Genomic DNA, 24,610 nt, shown 5'->3' with positions numbered 1-24,610 from the left:
GGCTCCTCAGTTGTCCAGGTTTTCCAGCCGCAGCTTGGTGATCGGACCGGAAATGGTCGGCAGCGACTCGATCAGGTTGATCGCCGTATCGATCGAGCGCTCCAGCGACTGGTGGGTCAGGATGATGATATCCACCACCTGCTCGCCCGACTGCGGCTCCTTTTGCATCATGGCGTCGATCGAGATGCCAAGGTCAGCCAGGATGCGCGTGATGTCGGCCATCACGCCGGGGCGGTCGTGCGCCTTGAGGCGCAGGTAGTAGCTGGTCTCGACCTCCTCGATCGGCAGCACCGGCAGATCGACCATCCGATCGGGCTGGAAGGCCAGATAGGGCACGCGGTGGCCCGGGTCGGCGGTCAGCAGGCGGGCAATATCGACCAGGTCGGCCACGACCGAGGACGCGGTCGGCTCGGAGCCGGCGCCTCGGCCCGAATAGAGGGTCTGGCCCACGGCGTCGCCGTTGACCAGCACGGCATTCATCACCCCTTCGACATTGGCCAGGATCTTCTTGGCCGGCACCAGCGTCGGATGCACCCGCAGCTCGATACCCTGCGGCCGCCGCTTGGTGATGCCAAGCAGTTTGATCCGGTAGCCGAGCTGCTCGGCGTAGGCGATATCTTCGCGGGTCAGCTTGGAGATGCCTTCGAGATAGGCATGCTCGTACTGCATCGGGGTGCCGAAGGCGATTGCCGACAGAATGGTCAGCTTGTGGGCGGCGTCATGGCCTTCGATATCGAAGGTCGGGTCGGCCTCGGCATAGCCCAGCGCCTGGGCTTCCTTGAGCGCCTCGTCAAAGCCCTTGCCCTGGTCGCGCATGGCGCTGAGGATAAAGTTCGAGGTGCCATTGATGATGCCGGCGATCCATTCGATCCGGTTGGCGGTCAGGCCCTCGCGCAGGGCCTTGATGATCGGGATGCCGCCGGCCACGGCCGCTTCGAACGCCAGCATCACGCCCTTGGCGCGGGCGGCGGCGAAGATTTCGTTGCCGTGCTCGGCCAGCAGCGCCTTATTGGCGGTGACGATATGCTTGCCGTTGGCGATGGCGCGCAGCACCAGCTCCTTGGCATCCGAAGTGCCGCCGATCAGCTCGACCACGATATCGACCGCGGGGTCGTCCACCACGGCCAGCGGGTCGGTGCCGATTTCCACATCGGCCGGCGCCAGCGCCTTGGCCTTCTCGATATTGCGCACGGCAGCGCGCTTGACTTCGATGGCGCGGCCGGCGCGACGGCTGATCTCCTCGGCGTTACGGGCCAGCACTTTGGCCACGCCGCTGCCCACGGTGCCGAAACCGAGCAGGCCAACGTATACGGGTTTCATAGTCGATTACCTACGCTTTCGATTGCTTGGGAAAACCGGCGCAGCGCCACGGCATCAGGTAGGTCGTGGCGCGCTTGGCGGATGGCGCTTCGTGGGCGTGTCAGAGCGGCTGGGTTCACCGCGCCGCCTCGGGCCTGCGCCGGCAATAATGAGTCGGGCGGCGGAACTCAGCCGCCATGGCGCTTGCGGTAATGATCAAGGAAGCGGGTGATACGCAACAGCGCATCTTCCAGCTCGTCGATATGCGGCAGGAACACCACCCGCAGATGGTCGGGCTGCGGCCAGTTAAAGCCGGTGCCCTGCACCACCAGCACCTTTTCTTCTTCAAGTAATTCCAGGATGAACTGCTGGTCATCCGCGATCGGATAGAGCTTGGGGTCGAGCCGGGGGAACAGATAGAGCGCCCCCTTGGGCTTGACGCAACTGACGCCCGGGATCGCCGTCAGCATCTCCCAGGCCAGATCGCGCTGCCGGGTCAGCCGGCCCGACGGGGCCACCAGCTCATCGATGCTCTGATAGCCGCCCAGTGCGGTCTGGATGGCGAACTGACCCGGCACATTGGCACACAGCCGCATCGACGCCACGATATTGAGGCCGTCGATATAGTCGCCGGCGTGGCGCTTGTCGCCCGACAGGATCATCCAGCCCGAGCGGTAGCCGCAGGCGCGGTGGTTTTTCGACAGGCCGCCGAAGGTGACGCAGAACACGTCCTCGGCCAGCGAGGCGATCGAGGTGTGGCGGGCGCCGTCGTACAGGGTCTTGTCGTAGATTTCGTCGGCATAGACGATCAACTGGTGCTGGCGGGCGATCTCGAGGATTTCCTTGAGCAGATCGTCCGGGTAGAGCGCACCGGTCGGATTGTTGGGGTTGATCACCACGATGGCGCGGGTGTTGTCGGTGATCTTGGCGCGGATATCGTCCAGATCGGGCAGCCAGCCGTTCTGCTCATCGCAGCGATAGTGGCGTGCCGTGCCGCCGGAGAGCGAGACGGCGGCGGTCCACAGCGGATAGTCGGGCGCCGGCACCAGCACTTCGTCGCCATTGTTGAGCAGCGCATTCATCGACATCAGGATCAGCTCGGATACGCCGTTGCCGATGTAGATATCCTCGAGCGTCACGCCGTGGATCTGCTTTTGCTGGCAGTAATGCATCACTGCCTTGCGGGCCGAGAACAGTCCCTTGGAATCGACATAGCCGCCAGCGGCCGGCAGATTGTGGATCACATCGTGGACCACTTCCTCGGGCGGTTCGAAGCCGAATACGGCGAGGTTGCCGATATTGAGCTTGATCACCCGCTGACCGTCTTCTTCCATCTGCCGCGCTCGGGTCAGGGCCGGTCCACGGATCTCGTAGCAGACATTGTCGAGTTTCTGGGATTTCTTGACCGGACGCATAGTAAGCAGAAGGAAGGCAATGGTAGGGCGGTCGATTGTAGCCGAGTTTCTTGCACCGCAATAAGCGCTTAGAATCGGCCTGGTTTCCCTCTGGACCGCCATTATGAAGCTGCATGCCAACGCCTCGTCCAAGCTCAATGTGTTTACCGGCTACGGCCTGGACTACGTCAATGTCAATCTGGTCCGCCACCAGGGCAGCCTGGTAGTGACGCCCGAAGCGGTCAAGCCGTGGCGTCCGGCCGGTTTCGATGATCTGCAAGAGCAGGATTTCACCGCTTTGCTCGAACTCAAGCCCGAAGTGGTGCTGCTGGGGACTGGCAGTCAGTTGCGCTTTCCCCATCCACGGCTGACCCAGGGACTGTTGCATGCCCATGTCGGGGTCGATGCGATGGATCTGTCGGCCTTGTGCCGCACCTTCAATATCCTGGTCGGCGAAGACCGCCGCGTGGTGGCCCTGGTGTTGTTCAACTGAAGCAGGATAGAGGGTTGAGGTCATGAGTATGCAAATGGCATTGCCATGATCGGGCCTTTTAAACTGGGTTATAGGCGACCGATTGCCAATAGCAAATAATATGCAAAATCTTTGCTAATCCCAGTAAGACATTTGTGCAAAAATTTATCTTTTCTGCCAAAGTCTCCGGCGTGTTTTCACAACGGCGTCCCGTCTGCACACACCTAGTGTTTTCCGCAATTGATTGATTTTTAAGGGCTATCGATCTTGTGGCGAACGGATGATGACAGTATCCTATTGAGCTTTTCGATTTTTGATCGCTTTCCATGACGCAGGGGAAACTGTCCGTGAAATCCGCCGCTTTGCTTACCGCCATCGCCACCGCCTTGCTGACCTTCAATGTCTCGGCCGCCAATCTGCAAGGCGCCGGTTCGACCTTCTCCGAGGCGCTGTACAAGAAGTGGAGCAGCCGTTATCAGGCCGAAGCGGGCAGCGGCATCGATTACAGCGCCATCGGCTCGGGTGAGGGTATCGCCCAGGTCGGCGCCAAGAAGGTCGATTTCGGCGCCTCCGACGAGCCGCTCAAGCGCGATGAGCTGGAGCAGAAGGGCTTGCGCCAATACCCGGTGGCGCTCGGGGCCGTGGTGCCGGTGGTCAATCTGCCGGGCGTGCCGGCCGGTCAGATCAAGCTCAATGCCGAACTGTTGGCCAAGATCTATCTGGGTCGAATCCGCCGCTGGAGCGACGGTGATATCGCCGCCCTCAACGACGGCGTCAAGCTGCCCGATCTGCCGATCAAGCCGATCTACCGGGCCGATGCTTCGGGGTCGAGTTTCGTCTTCAGCTACTACCTGAGCGCCCTGTCGCCCGAGTGGAAAAACGGCCCGGGCGTCAATCGTCAGCTCAAGATCAATGGCGGTGAAGCGGCCAATGGCAACGAAGGCATGGTGGCGGCCCTGAAGCGCACGCCCGGTGCCATCGCCTATGTCGATTTCGGTCGGGTGCAGCAAGACCGGCTCAATCCGGTCCAGTTGCCCAACCGGGTCGGTATCCATATGAAGCCGTCGGCCGAGTCCATCCAGGCCGCCGCCAAATACGATGCGGAAAAGCTGATCTATTCGGCCGACCCCGATTTCTATCTGGTGCTGGCCAATAACGACACCTACAACGGCTGGCCGCTCGCTACCGCCACCTTTGCGCTGCTGCCGCGCAGCGGCGCGCCCAAGATGCTCGATTTCCTGCGCTGGGCCTACCGCAATGGCGATGCGCCGATGCGTGAAGCGGGCTATGTGCCGCTGTCGGATTCGATGAAGGCCGGGGTGCGCAAGGCCTGGGCCCGTCAGTTCAACTACCATCCGGCGCCCTGAGCGTTGAGCGATTCCGCTTGAATCGTTTATCTATTCCGGTCAGCAGGCCGCCGCTCGTAGGAGCGGCGGCTTTTTGTTTGTCCATGGCGCTAAAATGGCGGCCTTTTCCGCTTCTGTGACGATTCGCTGCCATGGTCTCGCTTCCTGCTCCGCATCTGATTTCCCAACAAGTCGCCTCGGCCCTGGTCGAGGATATCGGCGGCGCCGACTGGACCGCGCGCCTGATCCCGGCCGAACGTGGCGGCCAGGCCAGCGTGGTGGTGCGTGAGCCGGCGGTCCTGTGCGGGACGGCCTGGTTCGACGAGTGTTTCCGTCAGGTCGATCCACGCGCTACGGTGATCTGGCTGGCAGAGGAGGGCGAATCCTTGTCCTCGGGCCGCACCGTCTGTCGTATCGAAGGTCCGGCCCGGGCACTTCTGACGGCCGAGCGCTCGGCGCTCAATTTCCTTCAGACCCTGTCGGCCACCGCCACCCTGACCCGCCGCTATGTCGAAGCGGTGGCCGGCACCCGTGCCCGGATTCTCGACACCCGCAAGACCCTGCCCGGCTTTCGGCTGGCGCAGAAATACGCCACCCGGGTCGGTGGCGGCGAAAACCAGCGTATCGGCCTCTACGACGGCATTCTGATCAAGGAAAACCATCTGATGGCCGTGGGTGGCGTCAGTGCGGCACTGCAAGCCGCGGCTGAGCTGGCACCGGCTGGCGTGTCGGTGCAGATCGAAGTGGAAACGCTGGAACAACTGCGCGAAGCCCTGGCTGCGGGCGCCGTCTCGATCCTGCTCGACAATATGTCGCTTGAGCAGATGAGCGAAGCGGTGGCCATCACCGCTGGCCGCGCCTTGCTGGAAGCCTCGGGTGGAGTCGATCTGGGCAGCGTGCGGGCGATTGCCGAGACCGGAGTTGACCGGATTTCGATCGGCCGGCTGACCAAGGATATTCAGGCGATCGATTTCTCGATGCGTTTCGGATTTAGCAACTAGGGCTGAGGTGCTTCGAAGGCGGTGGACGAGCCGGAAATCATGCTCATGCTTAGAGCAGAGCGTCCGGCTCCAATGCTCACATCCCTGAACACAATGCGTCCGCTGGGACGGACCCACGGGAGCCTCAGGATGGTGCGAAGGCCGGGGCAAGGCGGGCAGCAAGATGGCCGATTATGGTCTCCGATCTGTGCCGCCGACTGCCTGGGGCTGGACGCTGCAATGGCAGGCGTTGATGGAAGATATATTTATTCGTCCATATAACGACCCTTAAGTCTTGCAGACAGTTTTCCTGAAATTTTCCTTTTTCCTCTCTTCCCTAGCGCATAAACACCCGCTTGATCAGCGAATAGTCTTTCAGGTCGAGATAGAAGGTGACGCCCGGTCCGTTCTGCCACAAGCCCTGGTCGGGCACTTCAAACGGGGTGCCGCCGACTTCCTGTTCGATCTTGGGGCAGAACGAGACCGAACCGCAGCCGTTTTCCTCGTAGAGGTTGATCAGCAGCGTATAGCCCTCGATGGGCCAGCGGCGGCCGTCGAAGTGCTGGATAAAGACCTGCTCGAGCAGGGCTTTGCCATGTTCGGCCAGGGCGAACAGGCGGCCGTCGAGCCGCTGGTCGGGTGGGTAGCGTTCTTCTTTGGGAAGGGTGGCGGCAGTCATAGGATTTGTTCGCCTCCGGCTTGCGAGTAGACCTTGAACGTTCCGCTGGGGGTGCCCAGGTAGGAGCGGTGGCAGGGATTCTTGTTCTGGGCGGCGGCCATCATATTGCCTTCCTTGTCCGCCGGGGAATAGTTGTCGCTGTTGAAATCGTCGCGCATCGGATCGCTGGTCCGGATGATTTCGCCCTTCATGCCCAGCACCGAATAATCGCCGTGGGTATGGTAGTCACCCACCACTCTGGCGCCGTTTGGAAGCTGGGGTTTGGCGAATTTGGGAATAAAGGTCCGCTTGGTGCCCGGTACAGGAATCGTGGCGTAGTACTTGCCGCCCTTTTCATAGATCAGCCCGCCGTATTCCTTGTTTTTGCGGATCGACTTGGCATTGGTGTTCTCCAGCACCTGGCGCGCCACATCGTCGAGGCAACTGCCCGAGAACGGTGTGCGGCTGAGGCCGAGCGGGTCGATCCAGCCCAATGGGTTGGGGGCGTACTGATAGCTGTTGGCGCCGCCGCGCAAACCGATCGGGTCCTGCGAGACGAAGCGGCCGACATCGGGGTCGTAATAGCGGAAGCGGTTGTAGTGCAGCCCGGTTTCCGCATCGTAGTACTGGCCCTGGAAACGCAGCGGCTGTTCGATCTGCTGGCGCTCGACCGGGTCGGCGAGGTCGGGGTGGTCGATCCGGACCGTATTGCCCCAGGCGCGGTATTGCGCTGCCCAGACCAGCCGGCCGTCGCCGTCGCTCAGTTCGCGTGGGGTGCCCAGGTGGTCGCAATGGTAGTAGCGGATCCGGACCGTCCCGCTGGCCTGTGGCTGCGCCTGGGCCTTTTGGGACAGCGCTTGCAGCGCCGCCAGCCGCTCATCGCGCCCAAGCGGCAGCACAGGCGGGGCGAAGTCGTCCTGCTCGTCGTCAGCCGCCACCGCAGCGGGGTCGGCCAGTTCGAGCTGGGCCATCGGTACAAAGCTGTCCGGCTCGTAGACGAACAGGCGGCTGAGCGAGCCGCGCCGCTCCAGCAGCAGGCGTTGGCCATCCCAGGCAAAGCGGGTCAGGCCGAAGGCGTCGCGCTTGCTGACCCGCCGGCCGAACGGGTCATAGCCGTAGCGGGTCGTCTGGGTGACACCGTTGCGCGTTACCCGCGCTTCCACCAATTGATGCTCGGCATCGTAGCTGAAGCGCATCACGGTATGCCGACCGATCCGTTTCTCGATCAGATTGCCGTAGCGGTCGTAGTCAAAGCGCTTGTCCTGGTAGACCCGCAGCCGGTTGTCCTGGCTGCCGCTGGGGCTTGGGGTGAGCGGATGGGTCAGCGGATTCCATTCGGGGTCGGCCAGTAATTCTTTTATTTTTTCTCTTAAATCCGCATCTATATCTTGAGGTGAATTTGCAGATTTTTTTCTATCAGTGGCTTCGTCGTGCTGGTTGAGCAAGTCGAGCAGATTATGGGCCGGGTCAAAGGCAAACAGCTCGGTACGACCATCGGGATGATGGGCTTCGAGCAGACGGCCGATGGCGTCGTAGCGGTAGTGGAAGATACCGAGCCGGCTGTCGTGAAGCTGGTCGAGCCGGCCGCTGGCATCGTAGCGGTAGCTGCGGGCCAGTCGGGCCGAGCCGGTGGGGCGGCCGCCCAGGGCTTCCCAGGCGAGCGGGTCGCCGTAGACCGGGTCGCTGGGGTCGATCGGGCGCGGAGCCAGGCGGCTGGTGCTGCTGTCGCGGCCAAACACGCCCTGCCAGGCCAGTTGACCGCTGCGGTCGTAGGCAAAGCGGCTCTCGAGCGCACCTTGGCGGCGCAGGATTTCCCGATGCAGATCGTCACGTTCGATATCGCAGATCGTCTCGCCGTCGAGATTGACCTGATGCAGATGACCCGAGCCGTAATGAAGCCAGTTGAGCGTGCGGCCGTCGGGCAGCACGCTGGCGATGCGATTGCCAAGCGCATCGTAACGGTGGTGCAGCGTGGTGCTGATGCCCTCGGCAGTACTGGTTTCGCGCACGATCCGGCCGCGGGCGTCGTAGTCGAGCTGGACTGAGCCGGCGCGATTGCGCGCTTCGAGCAACTGGCCGGCCGCGTCGTAGCGATAGCGGGTGGTGCCGCTGCTGCTGTGTTTCTCGACCAGTCGGCCAAGCGGGTCGCGCCGGTAGGCGGTGCGGCGGACGTGCGGGGTATCGGGGAATTCCAGCCGCTCGACCATCTGACCGGCGCTGTCGTAGCGATAGCGCAGATGGCGGCCGTCGAAGCCGATTTCTTCGGTTATCCGGTCGGCCAGATCGTAGTCGAAGCGGTACTCGGCGCCGTTTTCATTGCAAAGTGTCAGCAGACGGCCGGCCGGGTCGTAGCGATAGACCAGCTGATGGCCCAGCCCGTCGCGCCGCAGCAGCGGCCGGCCGGCACGATCGAAGCGGTAGGCCGTGGCCACGCCGCCCCGGTCGCGATAGCCCACCATCCGGTCGAGCTGGTCATAGGCAAAACCTTCGGTCGAGCCGTCGGGCCAATGGACCGCGACCAGCCGGCCATGGTCGTCGTACTGATAGCGCATGGTCTGTTCGAGCGCATCGGTCATGGCACAGAGCCGGCCGGCCTGATCGTAGTCGTAGCGCGTGGTCTTGCCGGAGCAGTCGGTCTGGCTCAGCAACTGGCCGCTGCGATGCCACTGCAAGTGCCTGACCCCACCGCGGGCGTCCTGCACCCGGGTCGGGCGGTCGGGGAGTTGCGGGTCGTCGTAGAAATAGCGGGTGAGCTGGCCTAGCGGGTCGTTTTCCTCCAGAAGATTGCCACGCTCGTCGTAAGCGAACTGCCAGCGCCGGCCCAGTGTATCGGTACGGGCCAGTAGGTGGCCGGCCGGGTCGTATTGAAGTTCGATCCGGCCGGCGGCCGACTCGATGGTCACGGGGCGGCCGCCACCGTCGACATGGAGCCGGATGGCACGGCCGGCCTGATCGATGGTTTCGATCAGATGGCCAAAGCCGTCGTAGCGGAACTGCTCCTCGCTGCCATCGGGATGGATCGTGCCCACCCAGCGCTGCGAGGCAGTGCGTGGCCGGCCGCTGAACAGATAGGAGGTGGTGCGCCCCAGGCTGTCGGTGACCACGGTGCGGCCGGGCTGGTAGTCGAACTGATAGCTGAGCGCGGCCGGGGCTTCGCCATCGGCGTGCAGCGCCCGCTGTACGAGTACCCGGCCGGCTGGGGTATAGCTGTCGTATTCGTATTCGGTGACCAGGCCGTCGGGATGGCCGAAACGCACCATCAAGTGGTTGCGGTAGTTCATCCGGCAGCGGGTACGGCCATGGCCGTCGCGGACCTGGACCAGATCGCCCGCCTCGTCATAGTCATAGCGGACCAGCCAGTGCGAAGCGGGGTAGGTGGTCGGGTCGGCCGGCAGTTCGCCGCGCGCGCCGTCGCGTTGCGGATCGTAGGCCAGCACCACACCGGCCAGCCGTAGCCCATCGTCCCCGGTAAGGTCGCTGTCGACGCGGGTCAGCGAAAACAGCAGATGGCGGCCGGCGCTATCGATCAGGCCGTGCGGGCGGCCTTCGGCATCGCTGAAGAACCGCACCACATAGCCATGGCGGCTGATCATGGCGCGCAGCGGCCACAGGCTGCGGCGGCGGCCATGTTCGGGGCGGCGGAAGTACAGCAGCAGCCCGTCATCCTCGACCACCATGGCCTGTTCGTCCCAGGCGAGATCGGCCGGCAGCGCGATCCGGGTCTGGGCGGCCCCGCCGCCGCGCTTGAGGGTGATCTGCTCGAAGGGGGAATAGGCTGAGGCGCCGACGGCCAGCGCGTCGAAGCGGATTTTGCGTCCCAGGGCATCATGAACGGTGGCGCTGCCTGGACGGATTTCCACCGCCAGGCCAAGTGGCAGGGTCCAGCCCTGGCCAAGCAGACCGACCCGGGCGTTTTTCGAGTTGTAGCTGCGCTGCCAGGTGAGCGGCAGCGGGGCGGGCAGGTCGAAGTCGCGTTCCTCGGCGCCGTCGCGCACCTTGCTGCCGAGCAGGGCATTGACCGGACGGCCGACCTTGTTGCAAAGCACCAGACAGGGAATATCGGGCTGGCCGCGTTTGCCGGGCGTGTTATTGCCGTCCTCGGCCTTCTTGTCGTCCTTCTTTGGATCGGCCGGCGTGCGGCGGTCGGGGCGGGTGCGCAGTTTGTCCTTGGCGCGTTCGAGCGCTTCCTTGATCCGCTTCGGGTCGAGGATGCGGCTTAGCGCCTTGGTGACCGGCTTGGCCACCTGATAGGCCCGACGGGTGATGGCCGCCACGCGCATCGACAAGGTGGCCACGGCTACTGGTGCACCACCGCCGCCCGTGCCGACGGTAATCAGGAAGCTGCCCAGCGCCGCCACTGCCGTACAGACGCCTTCTGCTGCGGCAATCCCCATGATCTCGCCGACGGCCTGGCCGACCTTGTTGGCCGGGTCCTTGGCGGTTTCCTGCAAGGCGTCGCGCAGTTCGCACAACTCCTTGGCGCCGATGTCCTTGAGCAGTTCTTCGAGTGTGGCGAGCAGGGTTTCGGGGTCGCTCAGCATCTCGTTGAGCGTCTGCTGGAGTGCCTCCAGCTCGGCCATCATCTCGTTGATGGCCTGTCTGCCTTGCTGGTAGGCGTCGCGCAGGCCGTTGGCGACCTTGTCATAGCCTTCGCCGATCATCTTGCCGCCGGCGACGGCGGCGTCCATCAGGTCCTTGGCCGTCAGATTGCGCAGTTTCAGCACCGCGCCGCCCGCGCGCAGCAGGGCGTTGCCGATGTCCTCGGCCGAGAGATTGCGCAGCCTGTCGAGCATCGAACCGCCGACTTCGGCGGCCGCATCCACGGCGGCGCTACAGATCGCCTTGACTGTGTCCCACATCTCCTCGAACACATTGCCGAACGAGTCGAGCGCCGCGTCGAGGGTAGCGCTCATGAACGCGCCCCAGTTGTCAGCCAGGTCCTTGAGGATCTGCGCCAACAGGGCGATCACATCGGCCAGGCAGTCCTGATAGACCGGCTGGTCGAGGTCGGCATAGATCGCGGCGGGCTGCGGCGGTCCCGAGATCGGGGTAAAGATGCCCATATCGCCATGGCAGCAGGCCGGAAACGATTCGACCGCCACCGTGCTGCTGCCCATGCTGGGGCGGAAGGTGCCGATCTTGGGGTCGATGGCTTGCGACCCGAGGTGGAAATACGGATGGGTCCGACCGAACGTCCGGTCGGCCGGCAACAAGGCTTTATCGAGCGTGATGGCCGGGGCGGTCGGCACCATCCGGCCCATCTTGGACGGCACGTAGAGCGGCGGCACGATGGCGGCGAAATGCTCGACCCGCTTTTCGGCCTGAATCGGATTGGCCATGGCTTACTCCCGGTGCGAACGGTCGAGGGCGGTGGCGTGCAGGCTGATGCGACGGGCACCTTCGGCTTCATCAACCACGGCGCCCCAGCGCATCACCACCTGACGGCGCGTCCAGTCGAGGTAGACCAGATCGAGCCCCATCGACGCCAGACGAGGCCGCTCGGTGCCGGTATCGACGCTGGCCCAGACCATATAGGTAGGGAGCCGGCTGCGTTCGATGCCCTGCGCGCTCAGCCCTTCGAGTTCGATCCATTCGCCGCCCTTGAGCATCGGTTCGGCTTGCAAGGATTCCGGCGCGGCATTCCAGAAACCCAGCTCGAAATCATCGGGATAGCCTTCTTCGCCTTGGTAATTCCCGGCCAGCAGACTGCGCGGCGCCCAGAACGGCGACACGGGCGCAAAGCCCGCGACGCTGACGGTCTTGCCGGGCTCATCGCTGAGCCGCTCGCCCGGCCGCAGCAGTTGTGGGGCGCGATAGCGTTGGTTGCGGTCGAGCTTTTGCGGGTCGAGCCAGCCCAAGCCGACAGGGTTGGCTTCGAAATATTCCAGCTCGCCGGCTTCGTTTTCGCGGCTGCCGCCAAAGGCCAGCCGGTAGTCGAGCGCGACCGAACTGACCGGTTCGGCTTCGCTGAGCGTCCAGCCCGACAGCCGGCTGTATTCCCAATATCGTGGTCCACAGACATGAAGCCCTTGTTCGAGCTTCCCCACCTTGAGCCGGGCCAGCCAGTCACGCTGCGGCCTGCCGTCCGGCGCCACGGCGTCGCCGACCAGCACCACGTCGGTCTTGGGGCGGAAAGGGGTCAGATCGGCCGGATAGCGCAGCGGGGCGATTTCGCGAATGAAGTCCGGGTCGGCCGTTTCGGGCTCATCGACGAAGCTGTCGTTGAGCTGCAATGGCATCGGTTCGGCGGCCGGCAGCATCAGTCCATCGGCCACCCAGTCGAAGGTGGCCTTGAGAAACAGGCAGTGGTAGCGGTTGCCACGATAGAAGGCGTGCAGGACGCCGTGGCCCAGCATATTGCTGGCGTTGACGATCTGGGTGGTCATGGGGCGGTCCGGGGCGCTGGGCGGAGATCAGTTCAGATGGACTTTTTCGCCGTTGATATTGACGGCGGTGGTGGCCTTGACGTTGATCTCGGCCCCCTCGATCAGGATGTTGCCGTTGGGCTCCAGTACAATCTTGTTGCCCTGGCCCTGCAACATGATGGTGCCGTCGTCCTTCATCTGGAGCATCGCTTTGCCGCCGCCCACCGACACGGTGTAAGCATTGCCGACCGAAGTGCTCATGGTCTTGCCGACGGCATGGTTATGCACAAAGCCCACATTGCTTGACCACATGGCGCCGACGTTGAGCATATAGGCCGCGCCGATGGTCTCGACCTTGGCAATGCCCGTGGTGATGGCGGCGTTGAGCTTGACCGTCTCCATCTTGTTGGCACCGATGCTGGTGCTCTGGTTGCGCCCGACCTTGTGGGTACGGCTGCCGCCGATACGGACGTTCTCGTTGCTGCCGACCTTCTCGTCGCGGTTCTTGCCGATGTCGATCGATTGGTTGATGCCGATCTGGATCGACTCGTTCTTGCCGACGTCTTCCGTCCGGTTATCACCGATGGAAATCGATTCGTTGTGATCGACCCGCTCCTTGCGGTTGTTGTGGATGGTGATCGTTTCGTCCCGATCCACCGTCTCCGTCCGGTCACGCTTCACCTGGACCGTCTCATCACGGTCGATGGTCTTGGTCCGATCACGCCCCACCCAATGCGTCTCGTCGTTCTCAACCTCGATGTCCTGGTTCTTCTCCGCATGAATCCACAGCTGTTCTTCCCCCTTCTTGTCTTCAAAACGGATGGCATTGGCGTTGTCGTAACCGCCTTTGGGGGTGGAACGGGTCAGGATGCCGGTCTGGGTCTTGTTGGCCGGCAGTGTCCAGGGCGGCATGGACAAGGCGTTGTAGACGCGGCCGGTAATCAGCGGCGTGTCCGGATTCCCATCAAGGAACTGGACCACCACCTCCTGGCCGATCCGGGGATGCGCCACCATGCCGAAGTTCACGCCCGCCCAAGGCTGAGCGACCCGAATCCAGCACGAGCTTTTGTCGTCCTTCTTGCCGTAGCGGTCCCAGTGGAACTGGACCTTGACGCGGCCGTGCTCGTCGATCCAGATTTCTTCTCCCGGTGGCCCCACAACGACAGCGGTTTGCGGACCCGGGATGATCGGACGCTCGGTCGTCCGAGGCGGACGGTAGTTGCCTTGCCAGGGCAGGACGGTGAAATAGGTATGGGCTTCCCACGAGGATTCCCCGCCTGAAGCGTAATTGGATTCCGTGACGGTCAGCTCGGCCGAAACCACCAGATAGTCCTGGTTCTGGTCAGCGTTGGGATGCTGGATCAGCGAAAAGCGCCGCCCGGCCGAGATGCCCCGAAGCGGGCCTGCCGCTTCAATTTCTTGGTGGCGGGCCTGCAGTTCATCGATTTGCATCTGGGCATAACGCTGACCGTTGCCCGGCTCGACGTAGTTGCCGGGCCAGCCATAGACGTCGTAGTCGCCCAGCGCATGGGGCCGAATCTCGGCGCCCCGGCTGGTCAGGTCAGCGCGCGGCTTCAGGAAGTCATAGTCATTGATCTCGACCTGACCGCTCAGCACTTCGCGATGGCTTTTCCAAACGGAAACGGTTTCCGTCTCCAGCGTCATCCCGTCGTTGGGGTTCAGATGGCAAAGTAGTTCTTCGTAGCCCGGCATCGGCTGATGGGCGCCCATGCCGTCGCCCAGGACCATCCGGTGTTGGCCGCTCTGGTGTTCGAACCAGTAGCTGATGCCTTCCTGCTCAAGGAGACGGGAGACGAACGTAAAGTCGGATTCGTTGTACTGGACGCAGTAATCCCGCTTGGGATAGCTGCCGGCCAGTCGTTCCAGGAACTGAGCAATCGGGTGGTCGCTGAAGACCTGGCGGACGATTTCGGGGACGGACAGATTCTGGAAGATCTTGCAGTCCATGGTGCGCTGGAGAAACCAGAACCAGGGACGCAGCTCGGCCCGGTAGACGTAGTAGCGGCCATCACGGCCGATCTGGGCGAAGCGGGAAACGTGGGCGTTGAGGAAGCGCTGTTGCGGCGCGTGGGTGTCGAGCTTGATCGTGACCGACTGGCCCAGCATCGAGTTGGGCGCGATATTCGGCTCGCGGCTCAGCAGCTCGATGTCGGCTTCAAAGGGTTGCGACAGATATTCGCGGAGCTGGAGCCGCCGGAACCATAAAGCATTGTCCCCAAGCGGTGAATGAAAGGTCGCGAGTCGTTGCATGGTTATTCCCCCTAGAAACCTTAAATGCCGAACCAGAAAGCAATTCGAATTTTCTTGTTTGCAACAGCGGCTTAGATAAAAAAGATGCCAATTGCATCATGCTTTTATGCAAAGTGCAACTATGCGGGAAAGGCAGAGTGGCCGTGCTTGGCAGGGAAAAATACCGTAGCGTCCAACACGGTCTTTTTCGACAGATTCAACAATCTGCCGAAGTGATTCACAGCTGATAAAAAGATAGGAAATATAAAATAAATCATTGCTTGGTTATTCAAGAATCCAGGCGATGAATTTTGTGGGTACAGTGTTTTAAAAAATTAAATATATTCATGACCGGCAATCGGCAGATTGACCTTGTCTCTCGCAGGACATGCAAGAACGCCACCACCGTTGCCTCCACCGGGAGCTGGAATAAGAACGAAAGCCGTGGCGCGTCAGACCACTGTACGGTTAACGCCCTCTGCGGTGGGAGGGGGGACACTATTTTGAGCAGGCGCTGAAGTGGCTTTTATCCAAGCGATACCTGTTTGAGTCTTATTTTTTGTGTTTTATATGGACGGCGCACAACTTATAGCAACAATTTTGCAGATATATTTATTTTTGGTGCCGGGGCTTACTTCTGCGACTGATGGGGCTTTTTCAGCTCAGGCAGGCTGGCGCGCAGCATGGCTTCGATCTGGCGCACGATGGCGCGGGTCTTGTCCGGTTCGAAGGCGCGAATGGCGGGGGTATGCAGATGGCCGACCGGCAGCGTGAGGCCGAGCCGGTCGCGCAGGCGGACGCTGCGGTAGGAAATCTCGTTCGACAGATAACCGCCTCCCGAGCCTTCTACGGCGGTGCGGCGGAACAAGGTGGCGTAGCCACCGGCTGAGAAACGGGTATCGGGCACGACCCGGACCCAGCGGTTGTCATGAACGGCAAAGGGCGTCTGCACAGAAGCGAGCGCGGCGACGGGCAGTGAGAATTCCACGAATTCCGGCCCATCGAGCGGCTGCTGGCCCAGCCTGGGCACGATAGGTTCACGGCGGCTGCCGCCGTCCATCGCGTTGACATTGTCGGGAAACTCGGCCGATCGGCGTCGGCCCGGGTAGCGTTCCAGATCGAAATCACGCCGACCCATGCTGACGGTCAGCACCATATCCACGTTGGGCAGCCATGGCCGCAGCCAGTTTTCCAATACGCCGGCATCGAAGTCGGCATAGCGCACCGGAAACACGGCCGTCTCGATCTGGGCCGTGATGCCGCCGGCTTCAATCACCCGGCCATCGAACCACAGCGCCGCCACGCCCGAGGGGTTGCTCTGGTCGAGGTTACGGTCGAGCAAAAAGGGATCGAAACCGGTGAGCAGAATGCGCCGCCGACCCGGTGCAAATGCAATATCGTCGCGGCCGCGGCTGGTCTGCTCCAGGGCAGCCAGCGCGGCCTGGCGTCCAGCCTCATCGATGGCAAAACCAGCCGGCTCATCGCGAACAAGCCGGCTCGATTGTAGCCGTGCCCAATAGAGCGGCCGGTCGTCGCTGTCATCTTGCTTGGTCAACCGCTGTCTGGCTGCCTGCCATAGAGCCCGTCCGGCTTCCCTCGCTGCCTCGACTGCCGCGGCGGTGTGGCCGGCTTGTCGCCAGCGCTCGCCGAAGCGGCCGACTTCGCTGCCGAAGGTCGCGACGGTCGCTGGCAAGGCCGCTTCGGCCCGCAAGAGACGGGCTTCTTCAACCGTGGCAGCCGAGGCCGGAAGGGTCAGCAGCAGGCAGGGCAAAACCGGGAATTTCAGCATGGGCGGGATACTCCAGATGCAACCAAGCAAATGCTCGATGTTATTGATTCGTCATCAGATCTTGCGTAAGATGCGCCAGCTATTGATACGTCATATCCCTTTACTTTCCCGGCATTTATGCGAAAGACGTTTTTGATGAAACCAGGTCGCCTGTTACAGCTTGCCTTCAAACCTTTGACCCTGGCTGTTGCGCTGGCTCTGCCCGCCATGGCGGCCGAACCGGGACACCTGCTGCACCCGGTCGCAGTCAACGGCTTCGCCGAGACCGGACGCAGCGCCGTCCGTTTCGATCCGGAAACCGCCTTCAATCTGGCGCCGGGCACCGAGCTGATCATCAACGTCCCCGGCCGCGGCGACTATAACGTAGTTTTCGAGCGGGCCGAACTGCACCAGAACGGCGATCGCACCTGGATTGGTTTCCTCAAGGGCTATGGCAGCGACTACCGCACCATCCTGACCCACGGCGCCGGTGGCACCATCGGCCGTGTGATGACGCCGCAGGGGATGTTCGATATCTCCACCACCAGCGGCAACCGTTTCTCCATCCTGACCGACCTCAAGGCAGCCGGCCTGCGCCCGGCGCCGATGGATCACGACCACGAACTTGCTTCCCTGCCTTCGGCCAGCGGTAAGGAACCCCCGGTCGTGCCGGCCAACCGCTTTGCGGCCACGCAGGAAATCGATCTGATGGTGCTCTATTCGCGTACCCTGCGCGACAAGCTGGGCGAGAGCGCCATGCAGACCCAGATCAATAACTCGATTGCCCTGGCCAATCAGGCCTATATCGACAGCAATGTGCCGATGCGGGTGCGCCTGGTGCACAGCCAGATGGTCGATTACCCCGAGTCGGCCACCAACAAAACCACGCTCGAAGCCCTGCGCCAGCATCTTGATGCCTTTGCCAACGTCGGCACCAAGCGTAAGGAAGTCGGCGCCGATCTGGTGACCTATCTGCGCAACTACGTACCCGAGATCGAGCCTAGGTGCGGCCTGGGTTATGTTATCGGCTCGGGTAACGGCGGCGAGACCAAGATTGCCTCTTCGCAGGCATTCGGCTTCTCGGTGGTCAATGTGGGCAAGGCCCCGGACGGTAGTTATTGCAGCGACCTGACCCTGGCCCACGAGCTTGGCCACAATATGGGCAGCGCTCACGACCGCGCCAACTCGCCCAATACCAAGGGGGCTTTTCCCTACTCCTACGGTTACGGTATCGAAGGCAGCTTCGGTACGGTGATGAGCTATATCAACCCGGAAATCGGCAAGTTCTCCAGCCCCCATCTCGATTGCCGTGGTCAGGCCTGTGGCGTTTCGGAAAACGATACGCTCAATGCCGCCCACAACGCCCTGTCGCTATCCAAGGCTGCGCCGTATATCGCCGCCTTTATGCCGAGCACGGGTACGCCGATCGCCGATCCGAGCAAGGTGCAATTCCTGGCCGCCACCGCCCAGACGGTCGAAGGCGCCGGCAACCTGGCCATCCAGATCGGCCGTACCGGCGACACCAGCAAGGCCGCTTCGGTACAGTGGAGCATTGCCAACGGCACCGCCACCAGCGGCCGCGACATCAACGGCCCGACCAGCGGAACGGTAAGCTGGGCCGCCAACGACAGCGCAGTCAAAACGATCATGATTCCGATCGCCGACGACAGCGAAGTCGAGGCAGCCGAGACCTTCACCGTCAGCCTGCAAAACCCGAGCGGTGCCGAAATCGGCAGCATCAGCCGCGTCACCGCCACCATCACCGACAACGACACCACCCCGGTCGATTTCATCCTGAATCCGGCTTCGATCACGGTGGGTGAGGGCGACGGTGAAGTGCGCTTCACCGTAAGCCTCAAAGGCAGCCATACCCATCCGGTCAGTGTGCGCTACGGTATCCGTTCCGGCACGGCCAAGGTCGGCGGTGACTTCGAGAACGCCGGCGGCACGCTGAGCTGGGCCGCCAATGACAATGGCGACAAGACCGTCACGGTCAAGCTGATCGAAGACGAGGAAGTCGAGCAGGACGAAACCTTCTATCTCGACCTCAGCTCGCCCACCGGTGGCCAGATCAAGACCGGCACGTCGGCGGTGCTGATCCGCGACAACGACGTGGTGGTCGAAGAAAGCATCGTCGAATTCGATAGCGTCGCCGTGCGTACCGTCGAAGGCCAGCGCAAGGCGACCCTCAAGGTGCGCCGTACCGGCAGCTCGGCGCTGTCGGTGCGTATCGCCACCAAGGACGATACCGCCCTGGCCGGCGGCGACTACCAGTCGCTCGACACCGTGCTGAGCTGGGCCGACGGCGACCGTGACAGCCGGACCATCGACATTCCGGTGATGGACGACAGCGTGCCGGAAACCGAAGAAAAATTCAGCGTCACCCTGTCGCAGGCCGATGGCGGCCGGGTCGGCAAGGGCGCGACCGCCACGGTCAGCGTGGTCGACGATGACCAGGCCGGTTCCGTCACCGTGGGCCTCGATGCCCAGGAATATCAGGTGGACGAACAGGCCGGCGTGCTGCGCGTTGGCGTCAAGCGCAACGGCAGCAGCGTCGGTGCCGTCAGCGTCAAATTCCTGACCGCCTCGGGCACCGCTTTCGAAGGCGATGACTTCAACCTCGTCAGCCAGACCCTGACCTGGGCCGATGGCGATGCCGCCACCAAGCTGATCGAAGTGCCGATCGTGAACGACCAGTGGGTCGAAGGTCCGGAAAACTTCGAGTTGCAGTTGAGTGAGCCGACCGGTGCCAGTCTGGGCACCGACAGCGCCCGTGTCACCATCAAGGACGACGATCAAGGTACGGTCGGCAGCATCAGCTTCGACCCGATTACCTACAGCGTCGACGAGCAGGCCGGCATGGTCCGCCTGACCCTGAAGCGCACCGGTACCGATTCGGCAGCCGCCAAGGTCCGGGTCACCACCCGCGCCGGCAGTGCCACTGAAGGGACCGACTTCTCGGCAATCGATCAGATGGTGGTGTGGGCCGATGGCGATGTCACCGACAAGACCGTCGAGATTCCGGTGCTCGACGATGGCGATGCCGAGCGCAATGAACAGTTCGAGGTGCTGCTGTCCGATCCGGTCGGCATCACCCTCGGCACGGCTTCGGTCGCAACCGTCACGGTGATGGACAACGACGCTCAGATGGGCACCGTGGGCTTCGACGCCAGCCAGTACCGCGTCGAGGAAAGCGGCAAGCAGGCCCGCCTGACCGTGCGCCGTAACGGCAGCGCTGCCGGTGCCGCTTCGGTACGGGTCCGTACCCGTGCCGGCAGTGCTCGCGATGGCGTCGACTATATGACCCACGACAGCATCCTGAACTGGGGCGACGGCGATGCTTCGCCCAAGTGGATCGATATCGGTATCGCCGACGACACCGAGAAGGAAGGGCTGGAGAGCTTCTCCGTCGAGCTGAGCGAACCCACCGGTGTGACCCTCAACGGTCTGCAAACCGCCCAGGTCGATATCGTCGATAACGACGGTGGCGTCTGCTCCCAGGAACTGTGCTTCGACGGCCTGCCGCGCGAACTGGTGACCCATCTCGATACCCTGACCTTCGCGGTCAATCTCGACTGGGCCAAACTCCAACTGCGCAAGATCGATGCAGTCGACCTGTGGCTGGCGATCCGCCTCGGTGACGGCACCGTGTTCTTCCTGCAAGACGTGGCGGGCATGACCTCGTTCAGCCTCAACCCGGTTCCGTACCGCCGCACCCTGACCCGTGGCACCGGCTATGTGAAGGCGCTCGACAACCTGCCGCTGTCGCCGGAACTGCGTGGTCAATACACTTTCTTCGCGCTGTTGATGAAATCGGGCGCCGGGCTGGAAACTTTCCCCGGTCAGGCCGCGTCTCAGTTGCGCTCCCAACCGGTTAGCGTGCGCTAACCAAACGGCGAGAGGCAATATCAGCCGTTGTCAGATTTGCCCATCGTGTTGCTTGGCCCGGTTTCCCCGGGCCATTTTTTTGTCATGCCGGGAAGAAATAAGAAAATTTCAGGAAAATAGTATGCAAGACATATAGCCATAAACGGCAATAAACAATCATTAAGTGCAGTTCTCCAGACGCCCTATCCCATAGCCTGCGCTACAACACATCCCATCACCTTCATCGCAGCCCTGTAGTCGTCCGGCTGGGCTGGTGCAGTCATGGCGATACCGAATGTCCCGGAAATGCCGCAGCCACCAAGCGGCGCGGGCAGGCCTCCTTACGGTTTGGGTCGAGGGGGAGGATGACAGCCTGCTGCCAGGTCGGCTTGCTTGGTGTCCGTTGTTGAGGTGGTAAGGACGGATCGCTCGTACCTTGTACGGACAGGCAATTAGAAAAATTTCAGGAAAAATGTCTTCAGGATAGATAGCGGATACAGTGATAAAACACTAATTATCCGCCTCCACCTCACATCCCCCCGCCATCGCTCCTCATCGCTGTCCGTCTTCCCCATCACGGACGAGTCGGGATAGCCGTCCTCCCGTCCTCAAGTTCCGGGTATTAAGATGGGCGCTTTGCTTGCCGCAAGGATTCCCCGATGACGCCCGATTCCTCCCGTATCGCCCTGGCGCAACGTCTGGCTGAAGCTGCCCGTGCTGCCATCCTGCCGCATTACCGCAGCCGGCTTGATGTGATCGCCAAGGATGATGCAAGTCCCGTGACCCTGGCCGACCGAGGCGCCGAGCAGGCGATGCGCGAGTTGATCGAGGCCCATCTGCCACAGGACGGCATTATCGGCGAGGAGTACGGCAAGCAACGTGAAGACGCCGAGTGGGTGTGGGTGCTCGATCCGGTCGATGGCACCAAGTCGTTTATCTGCGGCCGGCCGACCTTCGTCAGCCTGATCGGCCTGCTGCATCGCGGCGTGCCGGTGCTTGGCGTGATCGATCAGGCGGTGCTGGACGAGCGCTGGGTGGGGGTGACGGGGCGTCCGACCACTTTCAATGGCAGCCCGATCAGCACGAGTCAGGCCGACACATTGGCGCTGTCGCGGCTGGGCAGTACCGGTCCAGAGTATTTCACTGTGGCGGGCTCGGCCTCGCTGGCGGCGCTGGTGCGGCAGACCCGCTTTATGCAGTGGGGCGGAGATGGCTATCTCTATGGTCAGCTTGCCTTCGGCGGCCTGGAGCTGGTGGTGGAAGAGGGACTGAAGCTGCACGATTTTGCGGCGCTGATCCCGGTGATCGAGGGGGCCGGTGGGGTGATGACCGACTGGGAAGGCGGCCGGCTCGATGCCAATTCAGCGGGCAGGGTGCTGGCGGTAGCCAACCGGACCTTGCATGCCCAGGCTGTCGCGGCGCTGCGGGGAGCGGCTTGATGAGGCTGGTCGCTGTCTGGCTGGCAGCCTGTTCCCTGACTGCCCAGGCGGCGCCGGCCCTGGTCTACTGTGCCGACGCCGAACCTGACGGTTTCGATTCGGCCCGCTCGGACCTGGCGGCAACCCATCGGGCGGCGGCTTTGCCTTTATATGACCGTCTGTTCGATCTCGATGCCCAGGGCCGGCCGATTGCCGGTCTGGCCAGTGCCTGGACGGTGTCGACCGATGGCCGACGTTATCTGCTGACGCTGCGGCGCGGTGTCAAATTCCATCGCACCGCCTGGTTTGCCCCGAGCCGTGATTTCAATGCCGACGACGTGGTGTGGAGTCTGAACCGGCAGCTCGACCCGGCCCATCCTGGCGCCAAGGTGGCGCCGGCAGGTTTTCCCGGGGCGATTTCCGGGGCGTGGACGCAGCTGATCCGCAAGGTGGAAAAGGTGGCCGATGACCGCGTCAGCATCGAGCTGCATCGGCCTTATGCGCCATTGCCGGTATTGCTCGCTTCGTGGCAGACCTCGATCGTCTCGGCCGAATACGGCGCCCGTCTGGCCGCTGCGGGCCGCGATGCCGAACTGGCGCAATGGCCGGTCGGCACCGGCCCTTATCAGCTGGAACGTTATGAACGGGGCGCAACCATCCGCTATCGTGCCCATCCGGACTATTTCAAAGGCCGGGCAGCGATTGAGCGGCTGCTGTTTGCGATCGTGCCCGATCCGGCCGTGCGGGTGCAGAAGCTGCGGCGGGGCGAATGCCAACTGGTCGATGGCTTGAAGCCACTCGATCAGGCGGCGATCAAGACCGATGCCCGGCTGCGGCTGCTGAGTTACCGGCCGCAGATCACCAGTTTCCTGGCCTTCAACACCACTAGAAAACCGTTCGAGGATGCCCGGGTGAGGCGAGCGCTCAGTATTGTCATTGACCGACGTGCCTTGATTGCCGCCGTATTTGAAGGTGCGGCGGATAGTGGGCTCGGACCTTATTCGGGCAAGACATTGTGGGGTGCCGGGACAAGCGCTGCGCCGGCGGCCGACCTGGCGACAGCCCGTAAGCTGCTGGCCGAGGCGGGTTTCCAGGATGGCTTTGCCACGGCGATCTGGGTACGGCAGGGCGGAGGCACATCGAATCTCAATCCCAAGCTGTCGGCGGAGTCGATCCAGGCCGATTGGGCCAGGCTCGGCATCCGGACCGAGGTGGTTGTGATGGATGGCGCCGAATTAAGCCGCCGCACCCGGCAGGGCGAGCACGCGGTGGTGATCTCGGGCTGGATGAACAGCCTTGACCCCGATGAGCTGTACGCCAATCTGCTGAGCTGCGAAGCCGCCCGCTCAAGTGCCACCCGCTGGTGCGACCCGGCCTTCGACAAACTGCTCGACCAGGCCCGCGCCGACAGTGACCCGGCCAGACGCGAGCAGCGCTATCGCGAAGCCGAAACCCGCTTTATCGCCGAGTCGCCCTGGGCCACGCTGGCCTATCCCTATGCAGTCCTGGCCCATCGGGTCGAATTGAGCGGCGTTACCCCATCGCCTGCGGCACCGTTCCGGTTTGAGCGTTTGCGGTGGAAGTAGATAGCTGAGCCTGCGGCGTAAGTTGCGTAAGTTCTATCGAGCTAACAATTGGGGCTATCGAAAAACTAGATGCCATATTGTTTTCGCTATGGGCACCACCATCTAGGCTGCTCCCTCACTCAGGAGAGTCCAAGCGATGTCCTCGATCACTACCCGCTTCTCCCATGCCGCGCTGCTCGGTACCTTGTCCTTGCTGGCACCGACCGCTGCGCTGGTCTCCCTGCCGGCCCAGGCAGCCGCGCCGCAAGTCAAGACCCAGGCGCCGGGGTTTTATCGCTTGATGGTGGGCGAGGTGGAAATCACGGCCTTGTCCGACGGTACGGTCAAGTTGCCGGTTTCTCAGCTACTCACCGATATCCACCCCAAGGAAGTCGAAGCGACGCTGGCCCGTCACTACCTGCCGCAGCCGGTCGAAACCTCGATCAATGCCTTCCTGATCAATACCGGCAAGCATCTGGTGCTGGTCGATAGCGGTGCCGGCAATAAATTCGGCCCCGGGGCCGGGCGGATACTCGCCAGCCTCAAAGCCGCCGGTTACCGGCCTGAAGACATCGATGCGGTGCTGCTGACCCATATCCATGGCGACCATTCCAACGGCGTCACCATCGAGGGCAAGCCGGCGTTTCCCCATGCCGTGGTCTATGCCGACCGCCACGAGACCGAGTTCTGGCTCGACGAGCGCAACGCATCCACGGTGGCGGAGGACCAGCGGCGCATGTTCAAAGATGCCAAGGAGGCACTTGGCCCCTATCAGGCCGCCAACCGGCTGCGTACCTTCGAAGGAGAAACCGAGCTGCTGCCGGGCGTGCGCAGCAAGCCGACCCATGGCCATACGCCGGGACACAGTTTCTATGTGGTGGAAAGCCAAGGCCAGCGGATGGAATTCTGGGGCGACCTGATCCATGCCGGCGCGGTGCAGTTTGCCAAGCCCGCCGTCACGATCCGCTTCGACGTCGACAGCAAAGCCGCCGCCCGCCAGCGCCATGGCGCCTTCGCCGAAGCGGCCAAGCATGGCTATTGGGTCGGGGCATCACATCTGTCCTTCCCCGGCATCGGCCATCTGCGCCGTGACGGGAAGGGCTATGCCTGGTTGCCGGTCAATTACAGCCTGAATGAGCAATAAGCCATGCCGGCAGCCACCTTCATCCTTCAAGGGCGGGTGACGATTCCTGTCTTTGGGGGGAAAGACTCGGGGGGAGACTTGAAA

Annotated in this window: 14 protein-coding genes; 7 read left to right on the top strand and 7 right to left on the bottom strand. The window is 62.6% G+C overall.

Features of this window, described 5'->3' with window-relative positions; genetic code table 11:
• Positions 1-6: 6 nt before the first annotated feature.
• Complete coding sequence (locus ACFOW7_RS08245; protein WP_378163006.1) at positions 7-1,320, bottom strand: homoserine dehydrogenase; 1,314 nt, start codon at positions 1,318-1,320, stop codon at positions 7-9.
• A gap of 167 nt (positions 1,321-1,487) precedes the next feature.
• A complete protein-coding gene (locus ACFOW7_RS08240) occupies positions 1,488-2,714 on the bottom strand; it encodes a pyridoxal phosphate-dependent aminotransferase (protein WP_378163004.1) in 1,227 nt (408 codons plus the stop codon).
• 103 nt (positions 2,715-2,817) lie between these two features.
• On the opposite strand from ACFOW7_RS08240, the gene ACFOW7_RS08235 reads away from it, so the two are divergent.
• From ACFOW7_RS08235 to nadC, 3 genes are all read left to right on the top strand, one after another.
• A complete protein-coding gene (locus tag ACFOW7_RS08235) occupies positions 2,818-3,186 on the top strand; it encodes an Mth938-like domain-containing protein (RefSeq protein WP_378163002.1) in 369 nt (122 codons plus the stop codon).
• 326 nt (positions 3,187-3,512) lie between these two features.
• Entirely contained in the window at positions 3,513-4,532 is a 1,020-nt protein-coding gene (pstS, locus tag ACFOW7_RS08230) for a phosphate ABC transporter substrate-binding protein PstS (RefSeq protein WP_378163000.1), read from the top strand.
• Between the two features lie 131 nt (positions 4,533-4,663).
• Positions 4,664-5,512, top strand: a complete 849-nt coding sequence (gene nadC, locus ACFOW7_RS08225; RefSeq protein ID WP_378162998.1) for a carboxylating nicotinate-nucleotide diphosphorylase — start codon at positions 4,664-4,666, stop codon at positions 5,510-5,512.
• Between the two features lie 316 nt (positions 5,513-5,828).
• On the opposite strand, the gene ACFOW7_RS08220 is transcribed toward nadC, so the two are convergent.
• The 5 genes from ACFOW7_RS08220 to ACFOW7_RS08200 all read right to left on the bottom strand — a co-directional run bounded on the left by ACFOW7_RS08220 (position 5,829) and on the right by ACFOW7_RS08200 (position 16,553).
• Positions 5,829-6,170: a hypothetical protein gene (locus tag ACFOW7_RS08220; RefSeq protein ID WP_378162996.1), complete on the bottom strand. Its 342-nt coding sequence runs from the start codon at positions 6,168-6,170 to the stop codon at positions 5,829-5,831.
• The gene (locus tag ACFOW7_RS08215) at positions 6,167-11,488 is read right to left on the bottom strand and encodes an RHS repeat-associated core domain-containing protein (protein ID WP_378162994.1); all 5,322 of its coding nucleotides are present in this window, start codon (positions 11,486-11,488) and stop codon (positions 6,167-6,169) included. Before ACFOW7_RS08215 ends, ACFOW7_RS08220 begins: the two co-directional genes overlap by 4 nt.
• Positions 11,489-11,491: 3 nt before the next feature.
• A complete protein-coding gene (locus ACFOW7_RS08210) occupies positions 11,492-12,535 on the bottom strand; it encodes a DUF2169 family type VI secretion system accessory protein (protein WP_378162992.1) in 1,044 nt (347 codons plus the stop codon).
• A 27-nt stretch (positions 12,536-12,562) separates the two neighbouring features.
• Positions 12,563-14,785, bottom strand: coding sequence for a type VI secretion system Vgr family protein (locus tag ACFOW7_RS08205; protein ID WP_378162990.1), 2,223 nt, complete (start codon positions 14,783-14,785; stop codon positions 12,563-12,565).
• Between the two features lie 610 nt (positions 14,786-15,395).
• Positions 15,396-16,553 carry a hypothetical protein gene (locus ACFOW7_RS08200; protein ID WP_378162988.1) on the bottom strand — a complete coding sequence of 386 codons (1,158 nt, stop codon included), beginning with the start codon at positions 16,551-16,553 and terminating at the stop codon, positions 15,396-15,398.
• A 135-nt stretch (positions 16,554-16,688) separates the two neighbouring features.
• Here ACFOW7_RS08200 and ACFOW7_RS08195 point away from each other — a divergent pair, with 135 nt between their 5' ends.
• The 4 genes from ACFOW7_RS08195 (at position 16,689) to ACFOW7_RS08180 (ending at position 24,526) form a co-directional block, all read left to right on the top strand.
• The gene (locus ACFOW7_RS08195) at positions 16,689-20,420 is read left to right on the top strand and encodes a Calx-beta domain-containing protein (protein WP_378162986.1); all 3,732 of its coding nucleotides are present in this window, start codon (positions 16,689-16,691) and stop codon (positions 20,418-20,420) included.
• A 638-nt stretch (positions 20,421-21,058) separates the two neighbouring features.
• Positions 21,059-21,838, top strand: a complete 780-nt coding sequence (locus ACFOW7_RS08190; RefSeq protein WP_378162984.1) for an inositol monophosphatase family protein — start codon at positions 21,059-21,061, stop codon at positions 21,836-21,838.
• Positions 21,838-23,403, top strand: a complete 1,566-nt coding sequence (locus ACFOW7_RS08185) for an ABC transporter substrate-binding protein (RefSeq protein WP_378162982.1) — start codon at positions 21,838-21,840, stop codon at positions 23,401-23,403. The genes ACFOW7_RS08190 and ACFOW7_RS08185 overlap by 1 nt, the downstream gene beginning before the upstream one ends.
• Before the next feature lie 136 nt (positions 23,404-23,539).
• The gene (locus ACFOW7_RS08180) at positions 23,540-24,526 is read left to right on the top strand and encodes an MBL fold metallo-hydrolase (RefSeq protein WP_378162980.1); all 987 of its coding nucleotides are present in this window, start codon (positions 23,540-23,542) and stop codon (positions 24,524-24,526) included.
• The last annotated feature ends 84 nt before the right edge of the window (positions 24,527-24,610 follow it).

The organism is Chitinimonas lacunae (genome assembly GCF_042650885.1).
Lineage (GTDB): Bacteria > Pseudomonadota > Gammaproteobacteria > Burkholderiales > Chitinimonadaceae > Chitinimonas_A > Chitinimonas_A lacunae.
This window is presented reverse-complemented; position numbering and strand designations above follow the sequence as displayed.